The organism is Pseudomonas oryzihabitans (assembly GCF_007665395.1).
GTDB classification, from domain to species: domain Bacteria; phylum Pseudomonadota; class Gammaproteobacteria; order Pseudomonadales; family Pseudomonadaceae; genus Chryseomonas; species Chryseomonas psychrotolerans_C.
This window is the reverse complement of record NZ_VDND01000002.1, coordinates 342,302-367,410: the sequence shown is the minus strand read 5'-3', so window position 1 is coordinate 367,410 and position 25,109 is coordinate 342,302. Positions and strand designations below refer to the sequence as shown.

Here is a 25,109-nt window from a genome sequence, read left to right as displayed (position 1 = left end):
CGCGTTCCTCAGCCGGCTCCAGAACAGCCCAGGCCCTGATCACCCCGCCCCTTACCCGGACGATCAGGAAGAACGCCCAACGGCCTACCTTCTACAGGGGTGGTATTATCTAACGCCTGGGTACGAAACCGTCGGGCTTGCCGGCCAGCCAGTCGACGAATTGGCGGATGCGGGCATCGCTGAGCAGCAGCTCGCGGCTGTTGTATTCCAGCGCCAGGGTCTTTTCGTCGAAGGTCTGGTGGATATGGTTGTGGCAGGGGCGGCACACCCAGAGGGTGGCGGTGATCCGGCTGACGCGGTCGAATTTCTTGCGCACGTAGGCCTTGTCGTGCAACGAGCGGGGGATCAGGTGATGGCGGGTGAGCGGCGCCGCCCGGCCGCACAGCTCGCAGCGAGCTGGCTGGGGCGGCAGACGTATCGCCTGGGGCATGGAGGACTCCGCACGGGCTGGATGCCTATTCGAGCGGCCCGGGCGGAGGGGGGTTCAATAGCCGCCGGCGAGGCTCGGCGTCACCAGTACCCGCTTGGCCTGCAGGTAGCTGTTCTGCCAATAGGGCTTGGCCAGGCTGTCCAGGCGCACCGTACCGCCGGTGCGTGGCGCATGGACGAAGCGCCCTTCTCCCACGTAGATACCCGCGTGGCTGACCTGGCGACCACCGGCGGTGGCGAAGAAGATCAGATCACCGGGCTGCAGGGCATTACGCGCCACGTTGGGGGAGCCCAGGCTGATCATCTCGCGGGTCGAACGCGGCAGGGTCACCCCTGCGGCATCACGGTAGACGTAGCCGATCAGGCCGCTGCAGTCGAAGCCACCGGCCGGGGTATTGCCGCCGTAGCGATAGGGTGTGCCCACCAGCCCGATGGCGCGAAAGAGCACGTCGTTGGCGGCCTGGGCCTGGCTTTCCAGCAGCGGACGGGAAACCACCGGCGCCACCGGTGCGGGTGCCTGGGGTGGGCGGCCGGCGCAGGCGGCCAGCAACAGGAAGAGGCAACACAATCCGAGGCGAGCCGCATGCGGCATGGGGGCAATCCTTAGTTATCCGTCGATCGCCGTCGGCCTGCCACGCAGCCCCGACGGGTCCTCGAGGCGCGCCGGCGACTATCGCGGCGGTACGCCTCAGCGCAATACGCGCTTGCCTTCCAGGAAACTCACCTTCCAGTACTGGTCGTTCAGGCTGTCCACCCGCACCCCGCCGCTGCGACGACTGGAGGAATGGATGAACTTGCCCTCGCCCATGTAGATACCGGTGTGACTGACCCGGCCACGGCCGTTGCTATTGAACAGCAACAGATCGCCCGGTTCCAGATCATTCTTGCTGACCACCGGCACTTCCAGGTCGATGATCTCGCGGGTCGAGCGCGGCAGGGTCATGCCGGCCCGCTCGCGGAACACGTAGTTGACGAAGCCACTGCAGTCGAACCCGGCCAGGGTACTGCCGCCCCGGCGGTAGGGCGTCCCCACCAGCTGGGTGGCGCGGTCGAGGATCTGGTCGGCCAGGTTCGGCAGCGCCTGGCGCGGGCCGACTTCGCGATCCCAGTCGAGCGGGTGCGGTGTCTGGGTATGGGGGAAGACCGGACGCTGCTGGTCATTCTGGGCGCCGACGGCGCCAGTCTCGGCGCCGTTCGCGGCACCGCTCATGCCGTGCAGCGAGGCGATCTGTAGGGTCCGGGAAGAGCGGGAAGGATCTTGATTGACGACGGAGTCCGGGCCTTGCGGTGCACTCGCGCAGGCGGCGAGCAGACAGACGAAAGACAGGGGCACGAGGGGTGCAAGGCGGTTCCTTGGCATGGGCACGACCGTGTCGTTTTCTCAAAGTTTCGACACCTTGCCGACCTGGATCACAGATAGCAAGTTTTTTTAGCCATCGATGTGACTCAAAAGCCGAGGAAGGACGTCTACGGCCCTTTTTTGCATATGAACGGTCGCCAGCGCGCTCAGCGTCGAACGCTCCGGATTGATCTCGATGAGGTCGCCACCCACGGCCAGGGTACGGCTGATCGGCTCCTGGATGTAGCCGAAGGCGGCCGTGGTGCCTACGGCAATCACCAGGTCGAAGCCCTCCTCCACTGCCCCTTGCAGACGTTGCAGCTCGGCAGCCGGCAGGGCTTCCTCGAACAGCACCACCGGTGGTCGCAGGATGCCGCCGCAGGCGGGACAGCGTGGTGGCAGTGGACCGGCCAGATAACCTTGCGCCTCTTCGACCGCCTGGGCGCATTCCATGCAGGCCAACGGCTCCAACTGGCCGTGGATCTCGATCAGCCGTTCTGGCGGAAAACCCGCCTGCCGATGAAAGCCGTCGATGTTCTGGGTCAACACCCAGCTGCCAGGGTGACTGACGCCGAAATCACTGATCGCCTGGTGCGCAGCGTTCGGCCTGGCCGCGGCGCAGGCGCGCCCGAGTTCGGCCAGATAGCGCCAGCAGATCCCGGGACGCTGCCGCAGCATGCTGCCCGACAGGGCCGTCTCGATGGGGATGCCCTCGTCGGTGAGGCCGTTGTACAGCCCGCCCAGGCCGCGGTAGGTCGGCAGTCCCGAATCGGCGGACAGCCCGGCACCGGTGATGAACAGCACTCGCTCAGCCCGCTCGAGCAGCCGCCGGGCCCGCGCCAGGGCATCGCTCAATGATTCACCGTCAGCGCCAGCATCACCGACAGCTGGCAGAGCGGACGGCCGCTCTGTTCCTGCCAGAGGTTGAAGGCCTCCTGCATCTGATGCCGATCACGCTTGGCGGTGGGCGCCTTGGCGAGGATGTTCTGCGCCTTGAGCGCCGTCACCACATCGTCGGTGGCCAGGAAGGTGTCCTTGCCGGCCATGCGCAGGAAACGCTGGGCCGACAGACCACCCAGCTGATTGCCGCGCTTGGTCAGCAGCTCCCACAGCCCGACGATGTCCTGCGTCGGCCAGTCGGCCAGCAACTGGCCGAAACTGCCGTGGCTGCGCTGGAAGTCGAGCACCATCTGGGCGTTGATCGGCACGCTGCGCAACTTGCCCAGGTGGCGGATCAGGCGGGCGTCCTGCATCAGCCGCTCCAGGCGCTCACCGCCCATGAGCACCACCTTCTCCGGATCGAAGCCGAAGAAGACCTCCTCGAAGGCCGGCCACTTGGCGTCCACCAGGCTGTGCTTGAGCCCGGCGCGGAAGATGCGCCGGGTCAGCAACGACAGGTAGCGGTCATCGCCGACCGCTTTCAGGGCCGCCGCGTCCACCGGGCGTGGCAGTCGCGCCTCCAGCGCCGCGGGGGAACCGCAGCGGTTGAGGGCGTATTCGAGCAGCCAGGAATAATCCCGCATCAGAGATTCATCACCTGGACGAAGCGCGGGGTCGCGCTGTCATCGATCTTGAGGCTGGCGAAGTCGAACAACTCGCGATCGGCCAGTTGCGACGGCACCACGTTCTGCAGGGCGCGGAACATGATGTCGGTGCGACCGGGCGTCTTGCGCTCCCAGTCCAGCAACATCTCCTTGACCACCTTGCGCTGCAGGTTTTCCTGGGAGCCGCAGAGGTTGCAGGGAATGATGGGGAATTCGCGCAGCACCGCGTAGGCCTCGATGTCCTTTTCGCTGCAATAGGCCAGCGGGCGGATCACCACGTTGCGGCCGTCGTCGGCACGCAGCTTGGGGGGCATGGCCTTGAGGGTGCCGCCATGGAACAAATTGAGGAAGAAGGTTTCTACCATGTCGTCACGATGATGGCCGAGCGCCATCTTCGTCGCGCCGATCTCGTCGGCGAAGGTATAGAGGATGCCCCGGCGCAGGCGCGAGCATAGCGAACAGGTGGTCTTGCCCTCGGGGATCTTTTCCTTCACCACGGAATAGGTATCACGTTCCAGAATGTGGTATTCGACCCCCAGCTCCGCCAGGTATTGGGGTAGAACGTGTTCAGGAAATCCTGGCTGCTTCTGGTCGAGGTTGACCGCCACGATCTCGAAGCGAATCGGCGCGACCTTCTGTAGATGGAGCAGCATGTCGAGCAGGGTGTAGCTGTCCTTGCCACCGGACAGGCAGACCATGACCTTGTCGCCGTCCTCGATCATGTTGTAGTCGGCGATGGCTTCGCCGGTGAGACGGCGCAGGCGTTTCTGCAGCTTGTTCTGGTTGACCGAAAGGGTGCCCATGGATGAATCCGCGAAAGGAAAAAACGAAAGGCCGGCATTTTACGCGCAAAGCGCCCGGCGCCCTACCCCGAACGTCAGTCCGGAGCGACCGGCAGCCATGAGCGACGCCGAGGAGCTCATGGCGGCGCTGTATCGGGAACTGCTCGAGGCCCACTCCAGCCTGTCGGAGTACGAGTTGCTGCAGGCCCTGCGCCGCGCCGGCTCGCCGCTGGTCCCGCCGCGCCCGGTGACCGACAACTACGAACTCTTTCGCCTGCACTTCCGCGTCTTCAACGCCCTCTACCGGCTGCGCGACCAGCTGCGCGCCGAACAACGCGCCGAGCTGACCATCAGCGCGCTGCGCATCGAGTTGCGCCCCTACCTGCGCGCCAGGGCCGGTCTGGTGGTGGCCGATCCGCTACGTGCCTACTACCTGGACCTCACCCAGCTGGAAACCACCACGCCCGACGATGTGGCCAATCTGCTCAATCACTTCTGGGCCCTGGTCAACGGCGAATCCGACCTGCTGGAAGCCCTGCGCCTGCTCGGCCTGGATCGCTCGGCGGACTACGGCCAGATCCGCCGGCGCTATCGGCAGCTCGCCAGCCGTCACCATCCCGACCATGGTGGCAGCACCGGTCGTCTGCAAGCCATCAATGCGGCCATGGATACGCTGCGTCGGCACTACGGCCATCAGCCGACCGCCGACGCTAGGGCGCAGACGCGGGCTTCGGCATAATCGACCCCCTCGCCAGAGGTTGCCCATGCCCGAACAACTCACGGACCGGGTCGAAGACTGCTATCGGCAGGCGGAGGCCTTCTTCAAACGTCGTTTTCCTCGCCCCGAGGTCAGCCTGGCCCTGCGTGGCCAGCGCGCGGGCGTCGCCCATCTCACCGAGAATCGGCTGAGGTTCAACCGGCAGCTCTATCAGGAAAATCGCGTCCACTTCCTCGAACAGACCGTGGCCCACGAGGTGGCGCATCTGGTGGCGCATCAGCTGTTCGGTGGCAGCATCCGGCCCCATGGCGAGGAGTGGCAACTGATCATGCGCGGGGTCTATGGGCTGCCGCCGGATCGCTGCCATACCTACGAATTGCCGCAACGGGCCCGCACCCTGTACCTGTATCGCTGCAACTGCCCGGATGGTCGCTTCGAATTCACCGCCCAGCGTCACGCCCTGGTGCGCAAGGGACGGCGCTATCTGTGCCGCCGTTGCCGCGGCCCGCTGGACTTCACCCAGGAAGTCATCAGTGGCTGACCCTGCCGGCCCCGACCCGGGGACCGGCAGGCAGCGCAGGCATCAGCCCTGGGCGAAGACTTCGCCGAACAGGTTGTGCATCGCCAGGAAGGCGCGCTTGGCCACTACCGGGTGGTACTGCTGCTTGCCCGGATTGTTCGCCTCGGGATCGGTGAAGGAGTGCACCGCACCGCCGTAGCTCAGCAGCTGCCAATCCACCTGGGCGGCGTCCATCTCCTGGCGGAAACCGGCGAGTTGCTCGTCCGGTACCAAGGGATCGGCGGCGCCGTGCAGGATCAGCACCGGACCGGTGATACGGGCCGCATCGGCCGGATTGGGCGTATCCAGGTTGGCGTGGAAGGTCACCACAGCGCTCAGCGCCGCGCCATCGCGGGCCAGCTCCAGCGCGGCACAGCCGCCGAAGCAGAAGCCGATGGCAGCGATCTGGTGGACATCCACCGCCGCCGTCTCCGCCTGGGCGACCAGCGCCGCGTAGGCGGCCTGCATGCGCTGGCGCAGCAGGGCCCGATCCGCGCGGATCGGGGTCATGGCCGCCAGGGCTTCGTCGCCGTTCTGCGGACGGACATCCCGGCCGTAGAAATCCACCACCAGGTAGGCCAGGCCATCGGCCTCGGCCAGGCGCTTGGCCTGTTCCACGGCGCCGTGGGACACCCCCATCCAGTTGGGGGCGAGCAACACCCCCGGACGGGTGGGCGTACCGCTGGTGGCGTACACCAGTTGGCTCTCGAACGTCTGGCCATCGATTTCGTAGGAAACGGGTTTTACAGTGACATCGACCATGGGGTCCTCCGAAGGGTGGAAAGAGAAAAGCCCGCCTAAGATCCTGTTCAAAGCCTGCTGCGCGTCGGCCAAACGGCGTTGAAAAGACCTTCGGAATGCTCATTTACCATGCGTAAACTCCGCTTCCTCAGGTCTTTTCGCCTTGTTTGTCTCTAGCTCGCGAGTCTTTGAACAGGCCCTAAGCGGGCTTCTGCATCTTTAAGCGGACAATTCCACCAGCAATTTGTTTAACCGGCGGACATAGGCGGCGGGATCCTTGAGGCTGTCGCCGGCAGCCAGCGCGGCCTGATCGAACAGGATGTGCGACAGGTCGGCGAAGCGGTCCTCGTCGGGCTCGGCATCGAGCTTCTCGATCAGCGGATGCTGCGGATTGATCTCGAAGATCGGCTTGGAGTCCGGTGCCTTCTGGCCGCTGGCTTCCAGGATCCGGCGCATCTGCAGGCCGAGGTCCTGCTCACCGATGGCCAGGATCGCTGGCGAATCGGTCAGGCGATGGGACACGCGCACCTCGCTGACCTGGGCGTCCAGGGCCTGCTTGAGGCGTTCCACCAGCCCTTCCTTGGTCTTGGCGACCTCTTCCTGGGCCTGCTTGTCTTCTTCGCTATCCAGCTTGCCGAGGTCGAGATCGCCGCGGGCGACGTCGACGAAGTGCTTGCCGTCGAACTCGGTGAGGTAGCTCATCAGCCACTCGTCGATGCGGTCGGTCAGCAGCAGGACCTCGACACCCTTCTTGCGGAAGACTTCCAGGTGCGGGCTGTTCTTGATCTGCGCGTGGCTCTCGCCGGTCAGGTAGTAGATCTTGTCCTGACCTTCCTTCATCCGGCCAATGTAGTCGGCCAGGGACACGTTCTGGGCATCGTCGCCGTTATGGGTCGAGGCGAAGCGCAGCAGGCCGGCGATCTTCTCGCGGTTGGCGAAGTCTTCCGCCGGACCTTCCTTGAGCACTTGGCCGAAGTGACCCCAGAACGACTGGTACTGCTCCGGCTCGTTCTTGGCCAGCTTCTCCAGCATGTCCAGCACGCGCTTGGTCAGCGCCGACTTCATGGAGTCGATCACCGGATCCTTCTGCAGGATCTCGCGGGAGACGTTCAGCGACAGGTCGTTGGAGTCCACCACCCCCTTGATGAATCTCAGGTACAGCGGCAGGAACTGGTCGGCCTGGTCCATGATGAAGACGCGCTGCACATAGAGCTTGAGGCCCTTGGGCGCTTCGCGCTGGTAGAGATCGAAGGGCGCGCGAGCCGGCACGTACAGCAGCGAGGTGTATTCGAGCTTGCCCTCGACCTTGTTGTGGCTCCAGGTCAGGGGATTCTCGAAGTCATGGCCGACGTGCTTGTAGAACTCCTGGTAGTCCTCGTCCTTGAGCTCGGTACGCGGACGGGTCCAGAGCGCGCTGGCGCGGTTGACGGTTTCCCATTCCTGCTCGGCGGGTTTCTCCTCGTCGCTGCCGTGGTGCTCCTTGGGCAGCTCGATGGGCAGGCCGATGTGGTCGGAGTACTTCTTGACCACGTTGCGCAGGCGCCAGCCATCGGCGAATTCGCTTTCCTCGGGCTTGAGGTGCAGCACGATGCGGGTACCGCGCTCGGGCTTGTCGATGTTCGCGACCTCGAACTCCCCTTCCCCCTTGGACGACCAGTGCACACCCTCGGCGGCCGGATGGCCGGCGCGACGGGTATAGACGTCGACCTGGTCGGCGACGATGAAGGCCGAGTAGAAGCCCACGCCGAACTGGCCGATGAGGTTGGAATCCTTCTTCTGGTCGCCGCTGAGGTTCTTCAGGAAATCGGCGGTGCCGGATTTGGCGATGGTACCGAGGTGGGCGATGACCTCCTCACGACTCATGCCGATGCCGTTGTCCTCGAGGGTGACGGTGCCCGCGTCCTTATCGAAGCTCAGGCGAATCTTCAGCGTATCCCCGCCTTCGAGCAGTTCGGGCTTGGACAGCGCCTCGAACCTGAGCTTGTCGGCCGCGTCGGACGCGTTGGAAATCAATTCGCGCAGGAAGATTTCCTTGTTGGAATACAACGAGTGAATCATCAGGTGAAGCAGCTGCTTCACTTCGGTCTGGAAGCCTAGGGTTTCCTTTTGAGTCTCCACACTCATGCTACGAACTCCGCTATCGATAGATACGCACCAGATGCCTGGCGATGTCGCGGAGATGGGGGCGCCCCGCGACATTTCAACCGTGCCGATCTCGGTTCGCGACCCAGGTAGGAATTTGCGCGACGCGCGGGCCAGACGCGGAACTTAACTTTTGGCGGGGTGCTCGAACGGCTGTCGTGTAGTTCTATAAGGAGAAAACACATGAAAAAGCCCTTCGCCATTGCCCTGCTCTTCACTGCCGCCTTCGGCCTCGCCGCCTGTGACAAGCCTTCCGAAAACAAGGCTCAAGACGCTGCCAAGACCGAACAGAAAGCCCAGGAAAACCTGAACAAAGCCGCTGAGCAGAGCAACAAGGCTGCCGAGCAGCGCAACGAAGCCGCCAACGAGGCTGCCAAGGAGCAGTCCAAGGGCGAGGCCACCTCGGTGAGCCCGGCCACCGGCACCACCAATGGCACCGCGCCGGCTACCCAGCCCAAGCCGTAAGCCGATTGGCCATGAAAAAAGCCCGCAGCTGCGGGCTTTTTTGTGGGTGCTGGATTCAGGAGCGCGAAGGATCCGCGTCGCCCTCCTCCGCCACCCGCGCCCTGCCGCCCAGGCTTGCCCAGGCCACGGCGATGAGCCCCACCACCACGGCCGGCAGCAGCCAGCCCAGGCCGGAGTCGGCCAGCGGTAGCCACTGCACGGCCGCACTCAGATAGGGCACCGTCAGGTGCGCAGCCTGCAGGCCATCGAGGATGCCGAAGGCCAGGGCCACCAGTAGCACCGGCCCGAGGATGCGCCCGGGCGCCGCCCAGCGCGCGCTGAAGAAACTCAGCACCACCAGGGCGATGCAGGGCGGATAGATGGCGGTGAGGATGGGCACCGAGATCTGGATCAGCTGGGTCAGGCCCAGGTTGGACACCAGCAGCGAGAAGGCCGCCAGCAGGACCACCAAGCTGCGATAGCTGAACGGCAGGAACTCGCTGAAGAATTCCGCGCAGGCACAGGTGAGGCCCACCGCCGTGACCAGGCAGGCCAGGGTGATGAGTACCGCGAGGAAGTCGCTGCCGACGCTGCCGAAGGTGTGCTGCACATAGGCATGCAGGACCTCGGCGCCGTTGCTGGCATGGGGTACCAGGGCGCCGCTGCCGGCGCCGAGCTGGAACAGGCTCAGATAGACCAGCACCAGGCCGACGCCGGCGATCAGGCCGGCGATGATGGTGTAGCGCGTCAGCAATTGCGGCGCGGTCACGCCCCGGGCGCGGATGGCGTTGACGATGACGATGCCGAACACCAGGGCGCCGAGGGTATCCATGGTCAGGTAGCCGTTGACGAAGCCCTGGGACAGCGCCCGAGAGGCGTACTCGGGCGCCGCGGTGGCGGGTCCGCCGGCCGGCCAGAACAGCGCGGCACCGCCCAGCACCGCCAGCGCCAGGATCTTCAGCGGGCCGAGGAAGCGGCCCACGGTGTCGAGCAGGCGCCCCGGATAGAGGGATACCACCAGCACCACCAGGAAATACACCAGGCTGTAGAGGAACAGCGGGATGGGTCCACTGCCCAGCAAGGGCGCGACACCGACTTCGAAGGACACCGTAGCGGTGCGCGGGGTGGCGAACAGCGGTCCCACCGACAGGTAACAGACGATGGCGAGCGTGCGCGCCGCCGTTCGCCCCAGGGGCCTGCTCAGGGCGTCCATCCCACCGCCGACGCGCGCCAGGGCGATCAGGGTCAGTACCGGCAGGCCGACCGCGGTCAGCAGGAAGCCCAGGGCGGCGCTCCAGACGTGCTCGCCGGCCTGCAGGCCAACGATGGGAGGAAAGATGATGTTGCCCGCGCCGACGAACAACGCGAACGTCATGAATCCGAGGGCCAGGACGTCCCGGCTTTGTAGAGCTTTCATGGAAGGCAGTACCAGCAATGAGGAAAACGAGGCAGCCCGCCCTCATGGGAGCAGGTCTTGGGGGCGCCACGGGGTGGCGGGTGGAGCGGAAGGTTGTCATCCTAACGAATTACCGGCGAAAAGGCAGCCGGCAGCTGATGAGGCGTCATGACAGCGCCCATGAAAAAGGCCGCCCGGAGGCGGCCTTTTCTACAGTCGGTCAGGCTCAGGCCTTCTTGACTTCCCAACCGGTCAGTTCGGCCAGGGCCTTGCCGATGTCGGCCAGGGAACGCACGGTCTTCACACCAGCGTCCTGCAGGGCGGCGAACTTCTCGTCCGCAGTGCCCTTGCCGCCGGAGATGATGGCGCCGGCGTGGCCCATGCGCTTGCCGGGCGGTGCGGTGACACCAGCGATGTAGGACACCACCGGCTTGGTCACGTTGGCCTTGATGTAGGCCGCGGCCTCTTCTTCAGCGCTACCGCCGATCTCGCCGATCATGACGATGGCTTCGGTCTGCGGGTCTTCCTGGAACAGCTTCAGGATGTCGATGAAGTTCGAACCCGGGATGGGGTCGCCGCCGATACCCACGCAGGTGGACTGGCCGAAGCCGGCATCGGTGGTCTGCTTCACGGCTTCATAGGTCAGGGTGCCGGAACGCGACACGATACCGACCTTGCCCGGCAGGTGGATGTGACCGGGCATGATGCCGATCTTGCACTCGCCGGGGGTGATGACGCCGGGGCAGTTCGGGCCGATCAGGCGTACGCCCAGTTCGTCGCACTTCACCTTGGCATCCAGCATGTCGAGGGTGGGGATGCCCTCGGTGATGCAGACGATCAGCTTGATGCCACCGAAGGCCGCTTCCAGGATGGAGTCCTTGCAGAAGGGAGCCGGCACGTAGATCACCGAGGCGTCGGCGCCGGTGGCTTCCACGGCTTCGCGCACGGTGTTGAACACCGGCAGACCGAGGTGAGTGGAGCCGCCCTTGCCGGGGGTCACGCCGCCAACCATCTGGGTGCCGTAGGCGATGGCCTGTTCGGAGTGGAAGGTACCCTGGCTACCGGTGAAGCCCTGGCAGATGACCTTGGTGTCTTTGTTGATCAGGACGCTCATTACTTACCCTCCGCGGCCTTGACGACCTGCTGGGCAGCGTCGGTCAGGCTGGTTGCCGCGATGATGTTCAGGCCGCTTTCGGCCAGGACCTTGGCACCGAGTTCGGCGTTGTTGCCTTCGAGGCGAACCACGACCGGCACCTTCACGCCGACTTCCTTCACGGCACCGATGATGCCTTCGGCGATCATGTCGCAGCGGACGATGCCGCCGAAGATGTTCACCAGAACGGCCTTCACGTTGCTATCGGACAGGATGATCTTGAAGGCTTCGGTCACGCGCTCTTTGGTCGCGCCGCCGCCAACGTCCAGGAAGTTGGCCGGCTTGCCGCCGTGCAGGTTGACGATGTCCATGGTACCCATGGCCAGGCCGGCACCGTTGACCATGCAGCCGATGCTGCCTTCCAAGGCCACGTAGTTCAGTTCCCACTTCTGCGCATGGGCTTCACGAGCGTCGTCCTGCGACGGGTCGTGGAAGGCGCGCAGCTTGGGCTGACGGTAGATGGCGTTGCTGTCGATGTTGAGCTTGGCATCCAGGCAGTGCAGGTTGCCATCCTTCTTGATCACCAGCGGGTTCACTTCCAGCAGGGCCAGGTCGTAGTCCTGGAACAGCTTGGCCAGACCGACGAAGATCTGGGTGAACTGCTTGATCTGGTCACCTTTCAGGCCCAGCTGGAAAGCCAGGTCGCGACCCTGGTAGGGCTGAGCGCCCACCAGCGGATCGACGGTGGCCTTGAGGATCTTCTCCGGAGTGTCGTGCGCGACCTTCTCGATGTCCACGCCACCTTCGGTGGAAGCCATGAACACGATGCGGCGGGTGGAGCGATCGACCACGGCGCCCAGGTAGAGCTCCTTGTCGATGTCGGTGCAGGATTCGACCAGGATCTTGCTGACCGGCTGACCGTTGGCATCGGTCTGGTAGGTCACCAGACGCTGGCCCAGCCACTTGGCGGCGAATTCCTTGGCTTCTTCCTTGCTCTTGACCAGCTTCACGCCACCGGCCTTGCCGCGGCCACCCGCATGGACCTGGGCCTTGACGACCCACTCGTCGCCGCCGATACGGCCGCAAGCCTCGTAGGCCTCCTGGGGGGTGTCGACAGCGTAGCCTTTGGAAACGGGCAGGCCGTATTCAGCGAACAGCTGCTTACCCTGATACTCGTGGAGATTCATGCTTGTCTACCGTCTTCGTTGGGTATTGCGCATTCGACGCTGTGCGTTCTCCGAGCCGTCCTCCGGACGGTCGCGGGCACCGCGCCACCTGTGACCCCTGCCGCGCAAGGGTCCGGGGCGTCTTCCTGCGGTGGAGCCCTGCGGCTCCACGGCGGTCGACGACCCCGTGGTTCCGTAAATCTCTTACCGCTTCTTGCGATTCACTGCGTGGATCGCATGACCGTTCACCGCCAGGGCCGCTTCGTGCAGCGCCTCGGACAGGGTCGGGTGCGAGAACACCATCATGCCCAGGTCTTCGGCGCTGGAGCCGAATTCCATGGCGATGGCGCCTTGCTGCACCAGCTCCGCCGCGCTCGGGCCGACCACATGGACGCCCAGGACGCGATCGGTCTTGGCATCGGCCACGACCTTGACGAAGCCGGCGGTGTCGTTGGCCGCCAGGGCCCGACCGCTGACCGCGAAGGGGAAGGTGCCGACGTTGACTTCGACGCCTTCGGCCTTCAGCGCCTGCTCGGTCTTGCCGACCCAGGCGATTTCCGGGTGGGTGTAGATCACCGAGGGCACCAGGTCGTAGTTCATCTGGGCCTTGTGGCCGGCAATGCGCTCGGCGACCATCACGCCCTCTTCCGAGGCCTTGTGCGCTAGCATCAGACCGCGGACGCAGTCACCGATGGCGAACACGCCCGGCACGCTGGTGGCGCAGTAGTCGTCGACGTAGATGTAGCCACGCTCGTCGCTTTCCACGCCGCTGTCGGATGCCAGCAGGTCAGTGGTGACCGGACGCCGGCCCACGGCGACGATCAGGCGATCGAAGGTGATCTGCTTCTCTTCACCGCCTTCGGTGTAGTTGACGGTGACTTCCTCGCCATTGACCTGGGAACCGGTCACGCGGGCACCCAGGCGGATGTCCAGACCCTGCTTGGAGAGGATCTTGTAGGCTTCCTTGGACACCTGGTCATCGGCGGCCACCAGGAACTTGTCCAGGGCTTCCAGCACGGTGACTTCGGCACCCAGGCGAGCCCAGACCGAACCCAGTTCCAGGCCGATGACGCCGGCACCGATCACGCCCAGACGCTTGGGCACGCTCTGGAATTCCAGAGCGCCGGTGGAATCGACGATGACCTTCTGGTCCACCGGAGCCGGCGGGATGTCGATAGGGCGCGAGCCGGACGCCAGGATGACGTTCTCGGCCTCGACCACCTGGACATTGCCGTCCAGGCCGGTGACTTCGACCTTCTTGCCGGACAGCAGCTTGCCGTTGCCTTCCAGCAGGGTCACGCCGTTGGCCTTGAACAGGGTGGCCACGCCGCCGGTGAGGTTCTTCACGATCTGGTCCTTGCGGCCGATCATGGTGGGCACGTCGATGGTGACGTTGGGGGCGTCGATGCCATGGACCTTAAAGCCCTCGTGGGCCTCGTGGTACTTGTAGGAGCTGTCCAGCAGCGCCTTGGACGGAATGCAACCCACGTTCAGGCAGGTACCGCCCAGGGCGATCTTGCCTTCCTTGCCCTTGTAGCGCTCGACACAGGCCGTCTTCAGACCCAGCTGCGCGGCGCGGATGGCGGCCACGTAGCCACCAGGGCCGGCGCCGATCACCACTACGTCGAATTTGTCGCTCATACACTAATCCCCTTGGAGCAGCTTCAGGCATGAAAACATGAAGCGGTGCGTGGCCCCTGCCCCGCACCGCGAGAGCCGGATCAGATGTCCAGCAGCAGACGCGCCGGGTCTTCCAGCAGATCCTTCATGGTGACCAGGAAGGTCACGGCTTCCTTGCCATCGATCAGGCGATGGTCGTAGGACAGCGCAAGATACATCATCGGCAGGATCACCACCTGGCCGTTCACCGCCATCGGGCGCTCCTGGATCTTGTGCATGCCCAGGATCGCGGTCTGCGGCGGGTTGACGATGGGGGTGGACAGCAGCGAACCGAAGACCCCACCGTTGGAGATGGTGAAGGTACCGCCCTGCATGTCTTCCAGGGTCAGCTTGCCGGCCTTGGCCTTCTTGCCGAAGTCGGCGATGGTGCCTTCCACTTCCGCCAGGCTCATGAACTCGGCGTTGCGCAGCACCGGTACCACCAAGCCACGGTCGCTGGACACGGCCACGCCGATGTCCTGGTAGCCGTGGTAGACGATGTCGTTGCCATCGATGGAGGCATTCACGCCCGGCTGACGCTTGAGCGCCTCGGTGGCGGCCTTGACGAAGAAGGACATGAAGCCCAGGCGCACGCCGTTGTGCTTCTTCTCGAACAGGTCCTTGTACTTGGAGCGCAGGTCCATGATCGGCTTCATGTTGACCTCGTTGAAGGTCGTCAGCATGGCCATGCTGGACTGGGCTTCAACCAGGCGCTCGGCGACCTTGGCGCGCAGGCGGGTCATGGGCACGCGCTTCTCGGTGCGATCGCCAGCGGCCGTCACCACCGGAGCGGCGGCGGCGGTAGCGGGCTTGGCCGCCGGGGCAGCGGCGCCGGACTTCTTGGCCTCGACGGCGGCGACGGCGTCTTCCTTGGTGACGCGACCGCCCTTGCCGGTGCCGACCAGGGTCGCCGGATCAATGCCGTTCTCTTCGGCGATCTTGCGTGCGGCGGGCGCCAGGATCGGATCCTCGTCGCTACCGGCGGCAGCCGGGGCAGCGGCCGGGGCACTGGCGGCGGCCGGCTGGGCAGCCGGGGCGGCGGCGGTGGCGCCCTCTTCGATGCGAGCGATGACTTCTTCGCTCAGCACGGTATCGCCTTCGTTCTTGACGACCTCGGCCAGGACGCCGTCGGCGGGTGCCACGACTTCCAGTACGACCTTGTCGGTCTCGATGTCGACCAGCAGTTCGTCACGCTTGACCGCTTCGCCCGGCTTCTTGTGCCAGGTGGCGACGGTGCCGTCGGCGACCGATTCCGGGAAGGTAGGGGCTTTGATCTCGATAGCCATTCTATGAATTTCCTTAGTGATCTCTAGTAGTCGCGTGGCGAATCAAACGGAGAAAGCATCGTGCAGCAGTTTTTCCTGCTGCTCGGCGTGCATGGAGGCATAGCCGCACGCCGGCGCGGCGGAGGCATCGCGACCCGCGTATTCCAGACCCAGGCCCGGCTTGTAGGCGGACACGGCACGGCGCATGTGATGCTGGCTGCAGTACCAGGCGCCCTGGTTCATCGGCTCTTCCTGGCACCAGACCACGCGTTCGAGGTTCGGATAGCCAGCCAGGACCTCGGCCAGATCGTCTTCCGGGAACGGGTAGAGCTGTTCCAGGCGCACGATGGCGATGTCCTGGCGATTCTCGCTGCGGCGCTTTTCCAGCAGGTCGTAGTAGACCTTGCCGCTGCACAGGACCAGGCGCTTGACCTGCTGGGCGTCGAGCGGATCCAGCTCGTTGATCACGGTCTGGAAGGAGCCATGGGCCAGATCTTCCAGGGTCGAGATGGCCAGCTTGTGGCGCAGCAGCGACTTGGGCGTGAGCACCACCAGCGGCTTGCGCAGCGGGCGGATGACCTGGCGACGCAGCAGGTGGTAGATCTGCGCCGGGGTGGTCGGCACGCAGACCTGGATGTTCTGCTCGGCGCAGAGTTGCAGGTAACGCTCCAGACGGGCCGACGAGTGCTCCGGACCCTGGCCTTCGTAGCCGTGGGGCAGCAGCATGGTCAGGCCGCACAGGCGACCCCACTTGATCTCGCCGCTGGTGATGAACTGGTCGATGACCACCTGGGCACCGTTGGCAAAGTCACCGAACTGGGCTTCCCAGACCACCAGCGCATTGGGCGTGGTAGTGGCATAGCCGTATTCGAAGCCCAGCACCGCTTCCTCGGACAGGAAGGAGTCGTAGATCTCGAACGACGGCTGATCCTCAGCCAGGTGCTGCAGGGGCACGTAGGGGACAGCGTCCTTCTGGTTGTGCAGTACCGCGTGACGGTGCGAGAAGGTGCCCCGGCCGACGTCCTGGCCGGTGATGCGGATCGGATGACCCTCGTGCAGCAGGGTGGCGTAGGCCATGGTCTCGGCGAAGCCCCAGTTCAGCGGCAGGCCGCCGGCGGTCATCTTCTGCCGATCCTCGAGGATCTTGCCGACCTGCCGCTGGACCACCACCCCTTCCGGGATCTGCAGCAGCTTGTTGGCCAGGTCCTGCAGGGTCTTGAGGTCGAAACCGGTGTCGTGACGCGCGGTCCAGGCATGGCCGAGGTAGGGCTTCCAGTCGACGAACAGGTCGCGATTGGGCTCCTTGACCAGGCTCGCCACCACATGACGGCCCTCGTCGAGGGCGCCGCGGTAGGCTTCGAACTGCGCCTGGACCTGCTCGGCGGTGACCACGCCAGCCTGGGTCAGGGCATCCGCGTAGAGGTCACGGGTGGTGCGCTGCTTGGCGATCTGCTGGTACATCAGCGGCTGGGTGCCGCTCGGCTCGTCGGCCTCGTTGTGGCCGCGACGGCGGTAGCAGACCAGGTCGATGACGATGTCACGCTTGAACTGCATGCGGTAGTCGACCGCCAGCTGGGTGACGAACAGCACCGCTTCGGGATCGTCGCCGTTCACGTGGAAGATCGGCGCCTGGATCATCTTGGCGACGTCGGTGGCGTACTCGGTGGAGCGCGCGTCTTCCTGGCGGTTGGTGGTGAAGCCCACCTGGTTGTTGATGACGAGGTGCAGGGTGCCGCCAGTCTTGTAGGCGCGGGTCTGCGACATCTGGAAGGTTTCCATGACCACGCCCTGGCCCGCGAAGGCGGCGTCGCCGTGGATGGCCACCGGCACGACCTTGTCGCCGGAGCGATCGCCGCGGCGATCCTGGCGAGCGCGCACCGACCCTTCCACCACCGGGGAGACGATCTCCAGGTGCGAGGGGTTGAACGCCAGCGCCAAGTGGACTTCGCCGCCCTGGGTCATGACGTTGGAGGAGAAACCCTGGTGGTACTTGACGTCACCGGAGCCCAGCTCGACCAGCTTCTTGCCTTCGAACTCGTCGAACAGGTCGCGCGGGTTCTTGCCCAGGGTGTTGACCAGGACGTTGAGGCGGCCACGGTGGGCCATGCCGATCACCAGTTCCTTGACCCCGTAGGAGCCGGAGCGCTGGATGATCTCGTCGATCAGCGGGATCAGGCTCTCGCCGCCTTCCAGACCGAACCTCTTGGTGCCCGGGTACTTGGTGCCCAGGTACTTTTCCAGGCCCTCGGCGGCGGTCAGACGCTCCAGCAGGTGGGTGCGGACTTCCGGCGAATACTGGGGGCGGCCACGGACGCTTTCCAGGCGCTGCAGGAACCAGCGGCGCTCTTCGGAATCGACGATGTGCATGAACTCCGCACCGACCGTGCGGCAATATGTCTCTTGCAGCGCATCCCGGATTTCGCGGAGAGTTGCCTCCTCTTTGCCGATGAACAATTCACCGGTACGGAAGGTGGTATCCAGGTCGGCGTCGGTCAACCCATAGTGGTTGAGCAGCAGATCGGCAGGCGGCTGACGCTTCCACAGACCCAGGGGGTCGAGCTGGGCGGCCTGATGCCCCTGCAGGCGATACGCCTGGATCAGACGCAGGACTTCGACCTGCTTCTTCTCGTGTTCGGAACTGACGGTACCGGCCGAGACCGGCTGGGCGCGCCGCTGATTCTTGCCCAGCAGCACGAAATGATCGCGAATCGCGGAGTGCGCGACGTCCGGCGAATTGCCGGTAACGGCGGGCAGCTTCTGGAAGTAGGTGCGCCACTCTTCCGGCACAGCGTTGGCATCGTGCAGAAACAGCTCATAGAGCTCTTCCACGTAGGCAGCATTCCCGCCGGACAGGTGAGCGCTGTCCCACAGTTGCTGCATCTGGCTTTCGTGCATCTAGTTCACCCCTTCGGCAGAGATAGCATCAACCGATGACCAGTCCCGTCAAGAGACCTGGCCTCACTACGGCTGCGCCAATGCCCGGATGACGCTCCGGGTATCCCTGAATGGACATTGGTTGAATCGAGCTATCAAGGTCGCTAACGAACCCGCCCGGCACAACTGGCCGGGCGGGACGTGAATCAGGTACCGCTCTGCAGCAGCATCGCCCGCACATGGCCGATGGCCTTGGTCGGGTTCAGCCCCTTGGGACAGACCGCCACGCAGTTCATGATCGAACGGCAGCGGAACACGCTGAACGGATCGTCCATGGCGGCGAGGCGCTCCTGGGTCTTGGTGTCGCGGCTGTCGGCCAGGAAACGATAGGCCTGCAGCAGCGCAGCCGGACCGAGGAACTTGTCGGGGTTCCACCAGAAGGACGGGCAGGACGTCGAGCAGCAGGCGCACAGGATGCACTCGTACAAGCCGTCGATCTTCTCGCGGTCTTCCGGGCTCTGCAGGCGCTCGATCGCCGGTGCCGGCGTCTCGTTCTGCAGGAACGGCTTCACCTTCTCGTACTGCTTGTAGAAGATGCTCATGTCGACCACCAGGTCACGGATGACCGGCAGGCCGGGCAGCGGGCGTACCACCAGCTTGTCGTTCTTCACCACCGCCGACAGCGGGGTGATGCACGCCAGGCCATTCTTGCCGTTGATGTTCATGCCGTCGGAGCCGCAGACGCCTTCACGGCAGGAACGACGGTAGGAGAAGCCTTCGTCCTGCTCTTTGATCAGAGCCAGGACGTCCAGCACCATGAGGTCCTTCCCACCGGTATCGACCTGGAACTCCTGCATGGACGGCAGGCCGTCCTGATCCGGGTTGTAACGATAAACGCTGACTTTCAACATGGTGGTCACCTTTAGTAAGTCCGAACCTTGGGTTCGAACATCGGTACGGTCTTGGGCGCGAAGTTGACGTCGCGCTTACTGACCCGCTTTTCACCGGGGAAATAGAGGGTGTGGCACAGCCAGTTCTCGTCGTCACGCTCTTCGAAGTCTTCACGGGCGTGAGCGCCACGGGATTCCTTGCGGTTTTCGGCGGCGATGGCGGTCGCTTCGGCCACCTCGAGCAGGTTCTGCAGCTCGAGCGCTTCGATACGGGCGGTGTTGAAGCCCTGGCTCTTGTCGTTGATCTTGACCTTGGCGATGCGCTCGCGCAGGTCGGCCAGCTCGGCGATGCCCTTCTGCATGTACTCGCCGGTGCGGAACACCCCGAAGTAGTTCTGCATGCAGGTCTGCAGCTGCTTGCGCAGGCTGGCGACGTCGTCACCGGTGGTGCGCTCGTTGACGCCGGACAGGCGCTGCAGCGAGGCTTCCAGGTCGCTTTCCGAAGCACCGCGGTGCTCGATGCCGTCCTTCAGCGCCTTCTCCAGATGCAGACCGGCCGCACGGCCGAAGACCACCAGGTCCAGCAGCGAGTTGCCACCCAGACGGTTGGCACCGTGCACGGACACGCAGGCCACTTCGCCCACGGCGAACAGGCCTTCGATGATCTTGTCGTTGCCATTGGCGTCCTGGGTGATGGCCTGGCCATGGATATTGGTGGCGATGCCGCCCATCATATAGTGGCAGGTGGGAATCACGGGTACCGGAGCGACGACCGGGTCGACATGGGCGAAGGTCTTGGACAGCTCGCAGATACCGGGCAGGCGGCTGTGCAGGACTTCCTCGCCGAGGTGGTCGAGCTTCAGCAGCACGTGGTCGCCATCGGGACCGCAGCCATTGCCAGCCAGCACTTCCTTGACCATGGAACGGGCGACCACGTCGCGGCCGGCCAGGTCCTTGGCGTTGGGCGCATAACGCTCCATGAAGCGCTCGCCGTGCTTGTTGATCAGGTAGCCACCCTCACCACGGCAGCCCTCGGTGACCAGTACCCCGGCGCCGGCGATGCCGGTCGGGTGGAACTGCCACATCTCGATGTCCTGCACCGGCACGCCGGCACGCAGGGCCATGCCGACACCGTCACCGGTATTGATCAGGGCATTGGTGGTGGAGGCATAGATGCGACCGGCGCCGCCGGTGGCCAGCACGGTGGCCTTGGCCTTGACGTAGACGGTCTCGCCGGTCTCGATGCAGATGGCGATGACACCGACCACGACGCCATCCTGGTTCTTCACCAGGTCCACGGCGTACCACTCGTTGAGGAACACCGTGTTGTTCTTCAGGTTGCCCTGATAGAGGGTGTGCAGCAGGGCGTGACCGGTACGGTCGGCTGCGGCGCAGGTACGGGCGGCCTGGCCACCCTTGCCGTAGTCCTTGGACTGACCGCCGAAGGGGCGCTGGTAGATGCGGCCCTGCTCGGTACGGGAGAACGGCAGGCCCATGTGCTCGAGTTCGAAGACCGCTTCCGGGCCGACGGAGCACATGTATTCGATGGCGTCCTGGTCACCGATGTAGTCCGACCCCTTGACGGTGTCGTACATGTGCCAGCGCCAGTCGTCGTTCGGGTCGGCCGAGGCGATGGCGCAGGTGATGCCGCCCTGGGCGGACACGGTGTGGGAGCGGGTCGGGAAGACCTTGGTGATCACCGCGGTCTTGTGGCCGGACTGGGCCAGTTGCAGGGCCGCGCGCATACCGGCGCCGCCCCCGCCTACGATGATGGCATCAAACGAGATATGACGAATTGTGGACATAGATCAAACACCCCAGAAGATCTGCACGCCCCAGACGAAGAACGCGAACATCGCGAACCCGCATACCGCCTGGAAGAGGAAACGCACGGCGGTAGCACCCTTGCCGATGGCCATGGTGGTCAGGTAGTCGGTGGAGATGGTCCACATACCGACCCACGCATGCACGCAGATGGACACCAGCGCCAGCAGGCTGAAGATGCGCATCAGGGTGTGGGAGAACAGGCCGTGCCATTGCTCGAAGGTGAGCCCTGGGTGAAGGATCAGGAAGCCGATCAGGAACAGGAAGTAGACCGCGAGGACGACTGCCGAGACCCGTTGCGCCATCCAGTCGTAGAGACCGGAACGCGAAAGATTGGTGACGTTGGTTACCATACCCAAACCCCTGCCAGAATGATCAGAACTGCGGAAATGACCAGCACTAGCTGCGCGCCCAGCTTGCCGCCCTGCAGGGTTTCACCGGCGCCGCCATCCATGATCAGGTGCCGAATGCCGGCGACCAGGTGGTAGAGCAACGCGGACAGCAGACCCCAGATCACGAGCTTGACCAGCGGATAGGCCAGAAAAGCTTTCACCTGGCCGAAGCCTTCCTCGCTACCCAGCGACAGGTGCAGCCCATAGAGCATTACCGCGATGCCGAGGAACAGGATGACGCCGGAGATACGGTGAAGAATCGAGGTATAAGCTGTGATAGGTAGTTTGATGGTCCTGAGATCTAGGTTTACAGGTCGTTTGCTATTCACGGCTTCTTTCACACTGAGGGCCCAATTGCGGTCGGGCTAGTTATAGGAGATCCCACATCTGCTACACGCTTCTGGAGAGAAGCGTCGACCGCTCGGCATCAGCTCGCCGACCCGGTACGGTCGGGCGAGAATTATAGACAGTTAGCCTACTCATGACAAACGCGGATGCCCGATCCCGACGTCGCGAGCTGATATTCAGAAGCCTGCGTGTTAATGTCTTTTCGCCGCACAATCCGCTCAGAAAGAGCCTTTAGGGTGATATTTTCGTAAATTGACTTTCAAATTTATCCCTCTATAGTGGGCGAGGCCCTGAGTGGAGGGTTTATTGATGATTTCAAAGCAAAATAAGGAGGCCTAATGGCTGACAAGAAAGCGCAGTTGATCATCTCGGGAGCGGATCCGGTTGACCTGCCCGTTATGTCCGGCACCCTCGGCCCGGACGTGATCGATGTTCGCAACCTCACCTCCACTGGTGTGTTCACCTTCGACCCGGGCTTCATGTCCACCGCCTCGTGCGAGTCCAAGATCACCTACATCGACGGTGACAAGGGCATCCTGCTGCACCGCGGCTACCCCATCGAGCAACTGGCGGAGAAATCCGACTACCTCGAGACCTGTTACCTGCTGCTCAAGGGTGAATTGCCGAACGCGCAAGAGAAGACGCAGTTCGTCGATACCATCAAGAACCACACCATGGTTCACGAGCAACTCAAGACCTTCTTCAACGGCTTCCGCCGCGATGCCCACCCGATGGCCATCATGTGCGGCGTGGTCGGCGCCCTCTCGGCCTTCTACCACGACTCCCTGGACATCACCGATCCGCATCACCGCGAGATCTCGGCGATGCGCCTGATCGCCAAGATGCCGACCCTGGCCGCCATGGTGCACAAGTACTCCATGGGCCAGCCGATGATGTATCCCCGCAACAACCTGGGATACGCGGAAAACTTCCTGCACATGATGTTCAACACCCCGTGCGAGGAGAAGCCGGTCAGCCCGGTACTGGCGCGCGCCATGGACCGCATCTTCATCCTGCATGCGGACCACGAGCAGAACGCCTCGACTTCCACCGTCCGCCTGGCCGGCTCCTCGGGCGCCAACCCCTTCGCCTGTATCGCCGCCGGTATCGCCGCCCTCTGGGGACCGGCGCACGGGGGAGCCAACGAAGCCGTGCTGAAGATGCTGGACGAGATCGGCGATGTCGCCAATATCGACAAGTTCGTGGCCAAGGCCAAGGACAAGAACGATCCGTTCAAGCTGATGGGCTTCGGCCATCGCGTCTACAAGAACTTCGATCCCCGCGCCACGGTGATGAAGCAGACCTGCGACGAGGTCCTGGCGGAACTCGGCATCAACGATCCGCAGCTGGAACTGGCCATGCGCCTGGAAGAGCTGGCGCGCAAGGACTCCTACTTCGTCGAGCGCAACCTCTACCCGAACGTGGACTTCTACTCCGGCATCATCCTCAAGGCGATCGGCATTCCGACCAGCATGTTCACCGTGATCTTCGCCATGGCGCGTACCGTCGGCTGGATCTCGCACTGGCAGGAAATGCTCTCCGGCCCCTACAAGATCGGCCGGCCGCGCCAGCTGTACACCGGCGTGACCCAGCGTGACATTCCGGACGATCGCGGCTGATCGATCCGTAATGAAAAACCCCGCCGTGGCGGGGTTTTTTTATGCCGGCGAATTCACCAGCGGCAACTGCCAGGCAAGAAAAAGCCCGCACAGGGCGGGCTTCTTCACGTCGGGATCAGGCGAATTACTTGGCCTGAGCTTCGACTTCGGCTTCTACGCGACGGTTGACGGCGCGACCGGCTTCGGTGGCGTTGTCGGCAACCGGGCGGGACTCACCGTAACCAACAGCGTTCACGCGGCCACCCTGCACACCGTACTGGTTGACCAGCACGTTACGAACGGCGTTAGCACGACGCTCGGACAGCTTCTGGTTGTAGGCGTCGGTGCCGACGGAGTCGGTGTGGCCTTCAACGGTGGTGGTGGTCTGCGGGTACTGCTGCATGAAGTCAGCCAGGTTCTTGATGTCGGCGTAGCTGTTGGGCTTGACCACGGCCTTGTCGAAATCGAACTTCACGTCCAGCTCGACGCGAACGGTTTCAGCGGCAGCCGGGCAGCCGGTAGCGTCAACGGTGACGTTGGCCGGGGTGTTCGGGCACTTGTCGACGTTGTCGCAGACGCCATCGTTGTCGGAGTCGGTGCAGACGTCGGCAACGGGGGCCGGAGCCGGAGCCGGAGCGACGGCCTTCTTGGTGGAACCACCGAAGTTCAGACCCACACCCACAGCGGCGCTCCACTCGGTGTCGCCGTAGTCGATGTTGTAGTTGGCTTGTACGCCGGTACGGGCATACAGGTTCTCGGTGAAGTAGTACTTCAGGCCGGCGCCAACGTTGGCGTAGGTGGAACGGTCACGACCACCTTCGTTGATGTCGCGGTTGCTGATGGACTGGTGAGCGAAGCCACCCGACACGTACGGACGCAGGCCGACGCCGGGCTGACCGAAGTGGTAGTAGGCGTCCAGGGCGGCCAGGCTGCCCTTGATGTTCTTGTGGCCCAGGTCATGGTCGCCACGAGCGTTGTGGTACTCACCGTAGGACAGCGCCAGCTCAACGTCGTCGGTCAGGAAGTAGCCAACGGAACCGCCGTACAGGTCGGCGTTGGTCATGTTGCGCTGGCTGTCGGTGAACAGACGGCTGCCGAACAGCTCGGTCTCGACGGCGCCTTGACCTTGTGCCAGAGCGCTCAGCGAGGCGCTTGCCAGCAGGGAGCCGATCACGACGCCCAAGGTGCTCTTCAGTTTCATCCTTTGTATCCCCATTTTAGTGGTACTAATTCCGGCAATCTCCGGAGGCTTCGACAACAAGTTTTCGTGAAGTTCAAAACCTTACGGCTGACACATCCGGTCAGCCCTCAACTTCAGCTGCGAACTTGTCACGCAGTTTGTCGAGTGCCCGCTTGTAACGCATCTTGGTGGCGCTGAGGCCCATGTGCATGATGTCGGCGATCTCCTGGAACTCCAGCTCCGCGACGAAGCGCAGCACCAGGATCTCCCGATCCACCTGACCCACATGGACCAGCCAGCGATCCATTCCACCCTTCTCCTCCAGCTTCGGCGCTCGTTCCTCCGAGGCTTCTTCCATCGGGTCGAGGCTTAATGCTTCCACCAGGCGACGCTTGCGCCGCTCCTTGCGGTACTGCGTGATGCACTCGTTGTAGGTGATGCTGTACAGCCAGGTCTTGAATTTCGACTTGCCCTCGAAATTCTTCAAACCGTAAAGCACCTTCAGCATGATCTCCTGGCAGACATCGTCCGCATCCCGGTCGTTCCCCAGGTAACGGGCGCAGACGTTGAACAGGGTGCGCTGGTAGCGGCGCATCAGTTCCTCGTAGGCTCGCGTCACATGGAAGAGTTCGCCATGCGCACGCTGCACCAGCTCTTCGTCGCTGAGCGTGGTCGGATCGTAGGCATGGGGGGCAGGCTTGTTCAAGACGGAGTTGGCTACCAAAA

The 25,109-nt window shown here is 63.9% G+C and carries 24 protein-coding genes; 4 read left to right on the top strand and 20 right to left on the bottom strand.

The genetic code is table 11. The features are described 5' to 3' along the window. Window positions 1-109: 109 nt before the first annotated feature. The 6 genes from FSV73_RS05575 to ttcA form a co-directional block, all read right to left on the bottom strand. Window positions 110-430, bottom strand: coding sequence for a hypothetical protein (locus tag FSV73_RS05575; RefSeq protein ID WP_145005105.1), 321 nt, complete (start codon window positions 428-430; stop codon window positions 110-112). Window positions 431-484: 54 nt separating this feature from the next. Continuing rightward, complete coding sequence (locus FSV73_RS05570) at window positions 485-1,021, bottom strand: C40 family peptidase (RefSeq protein WP_145005102.1); 537 nt, start codon at window positions 1,019-1,021, stop codon at window positions 485-487. 96 nt (window positions 1,022-1,117) lie between these two features. Further along, on the bottom strand, window positions 1,118-1,639 hold the full coding sequence (locus tag FSV73_RS05565; RefSeq protein WP_437179262.1) for a C40 family peptidase: 522 nt from the start codon (window positions 1,637-1,639) through the stop codon (window positions 1,118-1,120). A 219-nt stretch (window positions 1,640-1,858) separates the two neighbouring features. Beyond that, window positions 1,859-2,623, bottom strand: a complete 765-nt coding sequence (locus FSV73_RS05560; RefSeq protein WP_145005096.1) for an SIR2 family NAD-dependent protein deacylase — start codon at window positions 2,621-2,623, stop codon at window positions 1,859-1,861. Further along, window positions 2,620-3,291: a DNA-3-methyladenine glycosylase I gene (locus FSV73_RS05555; protein WP_145005093.1), complete on the bottom strand. Its 672-nt coding sequence runs from the start codon at window positions 3,289-3,291 to the stop codon at window positions 2,620-2,622. Before FSV73_RS05555 ends, FSV73_RS05560 begins: the two co-directional genes overlap by 4 nt. Next, entirely contained in the window at window positions 3,291-4,115 is an 825-nt protein-coding gene (ttcA, locus tag FSV73_RS05550) for a tRNA 2-thiocytidine(32) synthetase TtcA (protein ID WP_145005090.1), read from the bottom strand. The genes FSV73_RS05555 and ttcA overlap by 1 nt, the downstream gene beginning before the upstream one ends. Window positions 4,116-4,212: 97 nt before the next feature. Here ttcA and FSV73_RS05545 point away from each other — a divergent pair, with 97 nt between their 5' ends. Then, complete coding sequence (locus FSV73_RS05545; RefSeq protein WP_145005087.1) at window positions 4,213-4,833, top strand: DNA-J related domain-containing protein; 621 nt, start codon at window positions 4,213-4,215, stop codon at window positions 4,831-4,833. Beyond that, on the top strand, window positions 4,718-5,353 hold the full coding sequence (locus tag FSV73_RS05540; RefSeq protein ID WP_313955121.1) for a SprT family zinc-dependent metalloprotease: 636 nt from the start codon (window positions 4,718-4,720) through the stop codon (window positions 5,351-5,353). The genes FSV73_RS05545 and FSV73_RS05540 overlap by 116 nt, the downstream gene beginning before the upstream one ends. 42 nt (window positions 5,354-5,395) lie before the next feature. Here FSV73_RS05540 and FSV73_RS05535 read toward each other — a convergent pair whose 3' ends face one another. Together FSV73_RS05535 and htpG are read right to left on the bottom strand one after the other, a co-directional pair. Then, window positions 5,396-6,133 (bottom strand): dienelactone hydrolase family protein, encoded by a 738-nt coding sequence (locus FSV73_RS05535; RefSeq protein ID WP_145005081.1) that lies wholly within the window; start codon window positions 6,131-6,133, stop codon window positions 5,396-5,398. A gap of 198 nt (window positions 6,134-6,331) precedes the next feature. Continuing rightward, window positions 6,332-8,236, bottom strand: a complete 1,905-nt coding sequence (htpG, locus tag FSV73_RS05530) for a molecular chaperone HtpG (RefSeq protein WP_145005078.1) — start codon at window positions 8,234-8,236, stop codon at window positions 6,332-6,334. 201 nt (window positions 8,237-8,437) lie between these two features. Here htpG and FSV73_RS05525 point away from each other — a divergent pair, with 201 nt between their 5' ends. Further along, on the top strand, window positions 8,438-8,719 hold the full coding sequence (locus FSV73_RS05525; RefSeq protein WP_027596949.1) for a hypothetical protein: 282 nt from the start codon (window positions 8,438-8,440) through the stop codon (window positions 8,717-8,719). 55 nt (window positions 8,720-8,774) lie between these two features. Here FSV73_RS05525 and brnQ read toward each other — a convergent pair whose 3' ends face one another. From brnQ to sdhC, 10 genes are all read right to left on the bottom strand, one after another. After that, entirely contained in the window at window positions 8,775-10,115 is a 1,341-nt protein-coding gene (gene brnQ, locus FSV73_RS05520) for a branched-chain amino acid transport system II carrier protein (protein ID WP_145005075.1), read from the bottom strand. Between the two features lie 205 nt (window positions 10,116-10,320). Continuing rightward, window positions 10,321-11,208, bottom strand: a complete 888-nt coding sequence (gene sucD, locus FSV73_RS05515; protein WP_145005072.1) for a succinate--CoA ligase subunit alpha — start codon at window positions 11,206-11,208, stop codon at window positions 10,321-10,323. Continuing rightward, window positions 11,208-12,374 (bottom strand): ADP-forming succinate--CoA ligase subunit beta, encoded by a 1,167-nt coding sequence (sucC, locus tag FSV73_RS05510; protein WP_145005070.1) that lies wholly within the window; start codon window positions 12,372-12,374, stop codon window positions 11,208-11,210. Before sucC ends, sucD begins: the two co-directional genes overlap by 1 nt. 183 nt (window positions 12,375-12,557) lie before the next feature. Continuing rightward, on the bottom strand, window positions 12,558-13,994 hold the full coding sequence (gene lpdA / locus FSV73_RS05505) for a dihydrolipoyl dehydrogenase (RefSeq protein ID WP_145005067.1): 1,437 nt from the start codon (window positions 13,992-13,994) through the stop codon (window positions 12,558-12,560). 80 nt (window positions 13,995-14,074) lie between these two features. Beyond that, entirely contained in the window at window positions 14,075-15,298 is a 1,224-nt protein-coding gene (gene odhB / locus FSV73_RS05500; RefSeq protein WP_145005064.1) for a 2-oxoglutarate dehydrogenase complex dihydrolipoyllysine-residue succinyltransferase, read from the bottom strand. A 42-nt stretch (window positions 15,299-15,340) separates the two neighbouring features. Then, window positions 15,341-18,172 carry a 2-oxoglutarate dehydrogenase E1 component gene (locus FSV73_RS05495; RefSeq protein WP_145005061.1) on the bottom strand — a complete coding sequence of 944 codons (2,832 nt, stop codon included), beginning with the start codon at window positions 18,170-18,172 and terminating at the stop codon, window positions 15,341-15,343. Between the two features lie 185 nt (window positions 18,173-18,357). Continuing rightward, entirely contained in the window at window positions 18,358-19,062 is a 705-nt protein-coding gene (locus FSV73_RS05490; RefSeq protein ID WP_007159253.1) for a succinate dehydrogenase iron-sulfur subunit, read from the bottom strand. An 11-nt stretch (window positions 19,063-19,073) separates the two neighbouring features. Beyond that, a complete protein-coding gene (sdhA, locus tag FSV73_RS05485; RefSeq protein ID WP_145005058.1) occupies window positions 19,074-20,846 on the bottom strand; it encodes a succinate dehydrogenase flavoprotein subunit in 1,773 nt (590 codons plus the stop codon). Window positions 20,847-20,849: 3 nt separating this feature from the next. Beyond that, window positions 20,850-21,218 carry a succinate dehydrogenase, hydrophobic membrane anchor protein gene (gene sdhD / locus FSV73_RS05480; RefSeq protein WP_017638892.1) on the bottom strand — a complete coding sequence of 123 codons (369 nt, stop codon included), beginning with the start codon at window positions 21,216-21,218 and terminating at the stop codon, window positions 20,850-20,852. Then, a complete protein-coding gene (sdhC, locus tag FSV73_RS05475) occupies window positions 21,212-21,598 on the bottom strand; it encodes a succinate dehydrogenase, cytochrome b556 subunit (RefSeq protein WP_167348559.1) in 387 nt (128 codons plus the stop codon). The genes sdhD and sdhC overlap by 7 nt, the downstream gene beginning before the upstream one ends. Before the next feature lie 345 nt (window positions 21,599-21,943). Here sdhC and gltA point away from each other — a divergent pair, with 345 nt between their 5' ends. Further along, the gene (gene gltA, locus FSV73_RS05470; RefSeq protein ID WP_145005055.1) at window positions 21,944-23,224 is read left to right on the top strand and encodes a citrate synthase; all 1,281 of its coding nucleotides are present in this window, start codon (window positions 21,944-21,946) and stop codon (window positions 23,222-23,224) included. Between the two features lie 124 nt (window positions 23,225-23,348). Here gltA and FSV73_RS05465 read toward each other — a convergent pair whose 3' ends face one another. Beyond that, on the bottom strand, window positions 23,349-24,404 hold the full coding sequence (locus FSV73_RS05465; protein ID WP_145005052.1) for an OmpA family protein: 1,056 nt from the start codon (window positions 24,402-24,404) through the stop codon (window positions 23,349-23,351). Window positions 24,405-24,504: 100 nt separating this feature from the next. Next, entirely contained in the window at window positions 24,505-25,089 is a 585-nt protein-coding gene (sigX, locus tag FSV73_RS05460; protein ID WP_007159259.1) for an RNA polymerase sigma factor SigX, read from the bottom strand. Window positions 25,090-25,109 lie beyond the last annotated feature (20 nt).

Excerpts from the sequence above, each read along its gene's own strand:
- FSV73_RS05490 (WP_007159253.1), bottom strand. The coding sequence starts at position 19,062 with ATGTTGAAAGTCAGCGTTTATCGTTACAACCCGGATCAGGACGGCCTG.
- FSV73_RS05535 (WP_145005081.1), bottom strand. The coding sequence starts at position 6,133 with ATGGTCGATGTCACTGTAAAACCCGTTTCCTACGAAATCGATGGCCAG.
- sucD (WP_145005072.1), bottom strand. The coding sequence starts at position 11,208 with ATGAGCGTCCTGATCAACAAAGACACCAAGGTCATCTGCCAGGGCTTC.
- FSV73_RS05565 (WP_437179262.1), bottom strand. The coding sequence starts at position 1,639 with ATGAGCGGTGCCGCGAACGGCGCCGAGACTGGCGCCGTCGGCGCCCAG.
- sdhD (WP_017638892.1), bottom strand. The coding sequence starts at position 21,218 with ATGGTAACCAACGTCACCAATCTTTCGCGTTCCGGTCTCTACGACTGG.
- FSV73_RS05570 (WP_145005102.1), bottom strand. The coding sequence starts at position 1,021 with ATGCCGCATGCGGCTCGCCTCGGATTGTGTTGCCTCTTCCTGTTGCTG.
- FSV73_RS05545 (WP_145005087.1), top strand. The coding sequence starts at position 4,213 with ATGAGCGACGCCGAGGAGCTCATGGCGGCGCTGTATCGGGAACTGCTC.
- sdhA (WP_145005058.1), bottom strand. The coding sequence starts at position 20,846 with ATGTCCACAATTCGTCATATCTCGTTTGATGCCATCATCGTAGGCGGG.
- FSV73_RS05575 (WP_145005105.1), bottom strand. The coding sequence starts at position 430 with ATGCCCCAGGCGATACGTCTGCCGCCCCAGCCAGCTCGCTGCGAGCTG.
- FSV73_RS05540 (WP_313955121.1), top strand. The coding sequence starts at position 4,718 with ATGGTGGCAGCACCGGTCGTCTGCAAGCCATCAATGCGGCCATGGATA.
- FSV73_RS05465 (WP_145005052.1), bottom strand. The coding sequence starts at position 24,404 with ATGAAACTGAAGAGCACCTTGGGCGTCGTGATCGGCTCCCTGCTGGCA.
- FSV73_RS05525 (WP_027596949.1), top strand. The coding sequence starts at position 8,438 with ATGAAAAAGCCCTTCGCCATTGCCCTGCTCTTCACTGCCGCCTTCGGC.
- FSV73_RS05495 (WP_145005061.1), bottom strand. The coding sequence starts at position 18,172 with ATGCACGAAAGCCAGATGCAGCAACTGTGGGACAGCGCTCACCTGTCC.
- sucC (WP_145005070.1), bottom strand. The coding sequence starts at position 12,374 with ATGAATCTCCACGAGTATCAGGGTAAGCAGCTGTTCGCTGAATACGGC.
- htpG (WP_145005078.1), bottom strand. The coding sequence starts at position 8,236 with ATGAGTGTGGAGACTCAAAAGGAAACCCTAGGCTTCCAGACCGAAGTG.
- FSV73_RS05555 (WP_145005093.1), bottom strand. The coding sequence starts at position 3,291 with ATGCGGGATTATTCCTGGCTGCTCGAATACGCCCTCAACCGCTGCGGT.
- lpdA (WP_145005067.1), bottom strand. The coding sequence starts at position 13,994 with ATGAGCGACAAATTCGACGTAGTGGTGATCGGCGCCGGCCCTGGTGGC.
- gltA (WP_145005055.1), top strand. The coding sequence starts at position 21,944 with ATGGCTGACAAGAAAGCGCAGTTGATCATCTCGGGAGCGGATCCGGTT.
- odhB (WP_145005064.1), bottom strand. The coding sequence starts at position 15,298 with ATGGCTATCGAGATCAAAGCCCCTACCTTCCCGGAATCGGTCGCCGAC.
- brnQ (WP_145005075.1), bottom strand. The coding sequence starts at position 10,115 with ATGAAAGCTCTACAAAGCCGGGACGTCCTGGCCCTCGGATTCATGACG.
- ttcA (WP_145005090.1), bottom strand. The coding sequence starts at position 4,115 with ATGGGCACCCTTTCGGTCAACCAGAACAAGCTGCAGAAACGCCTGCGC.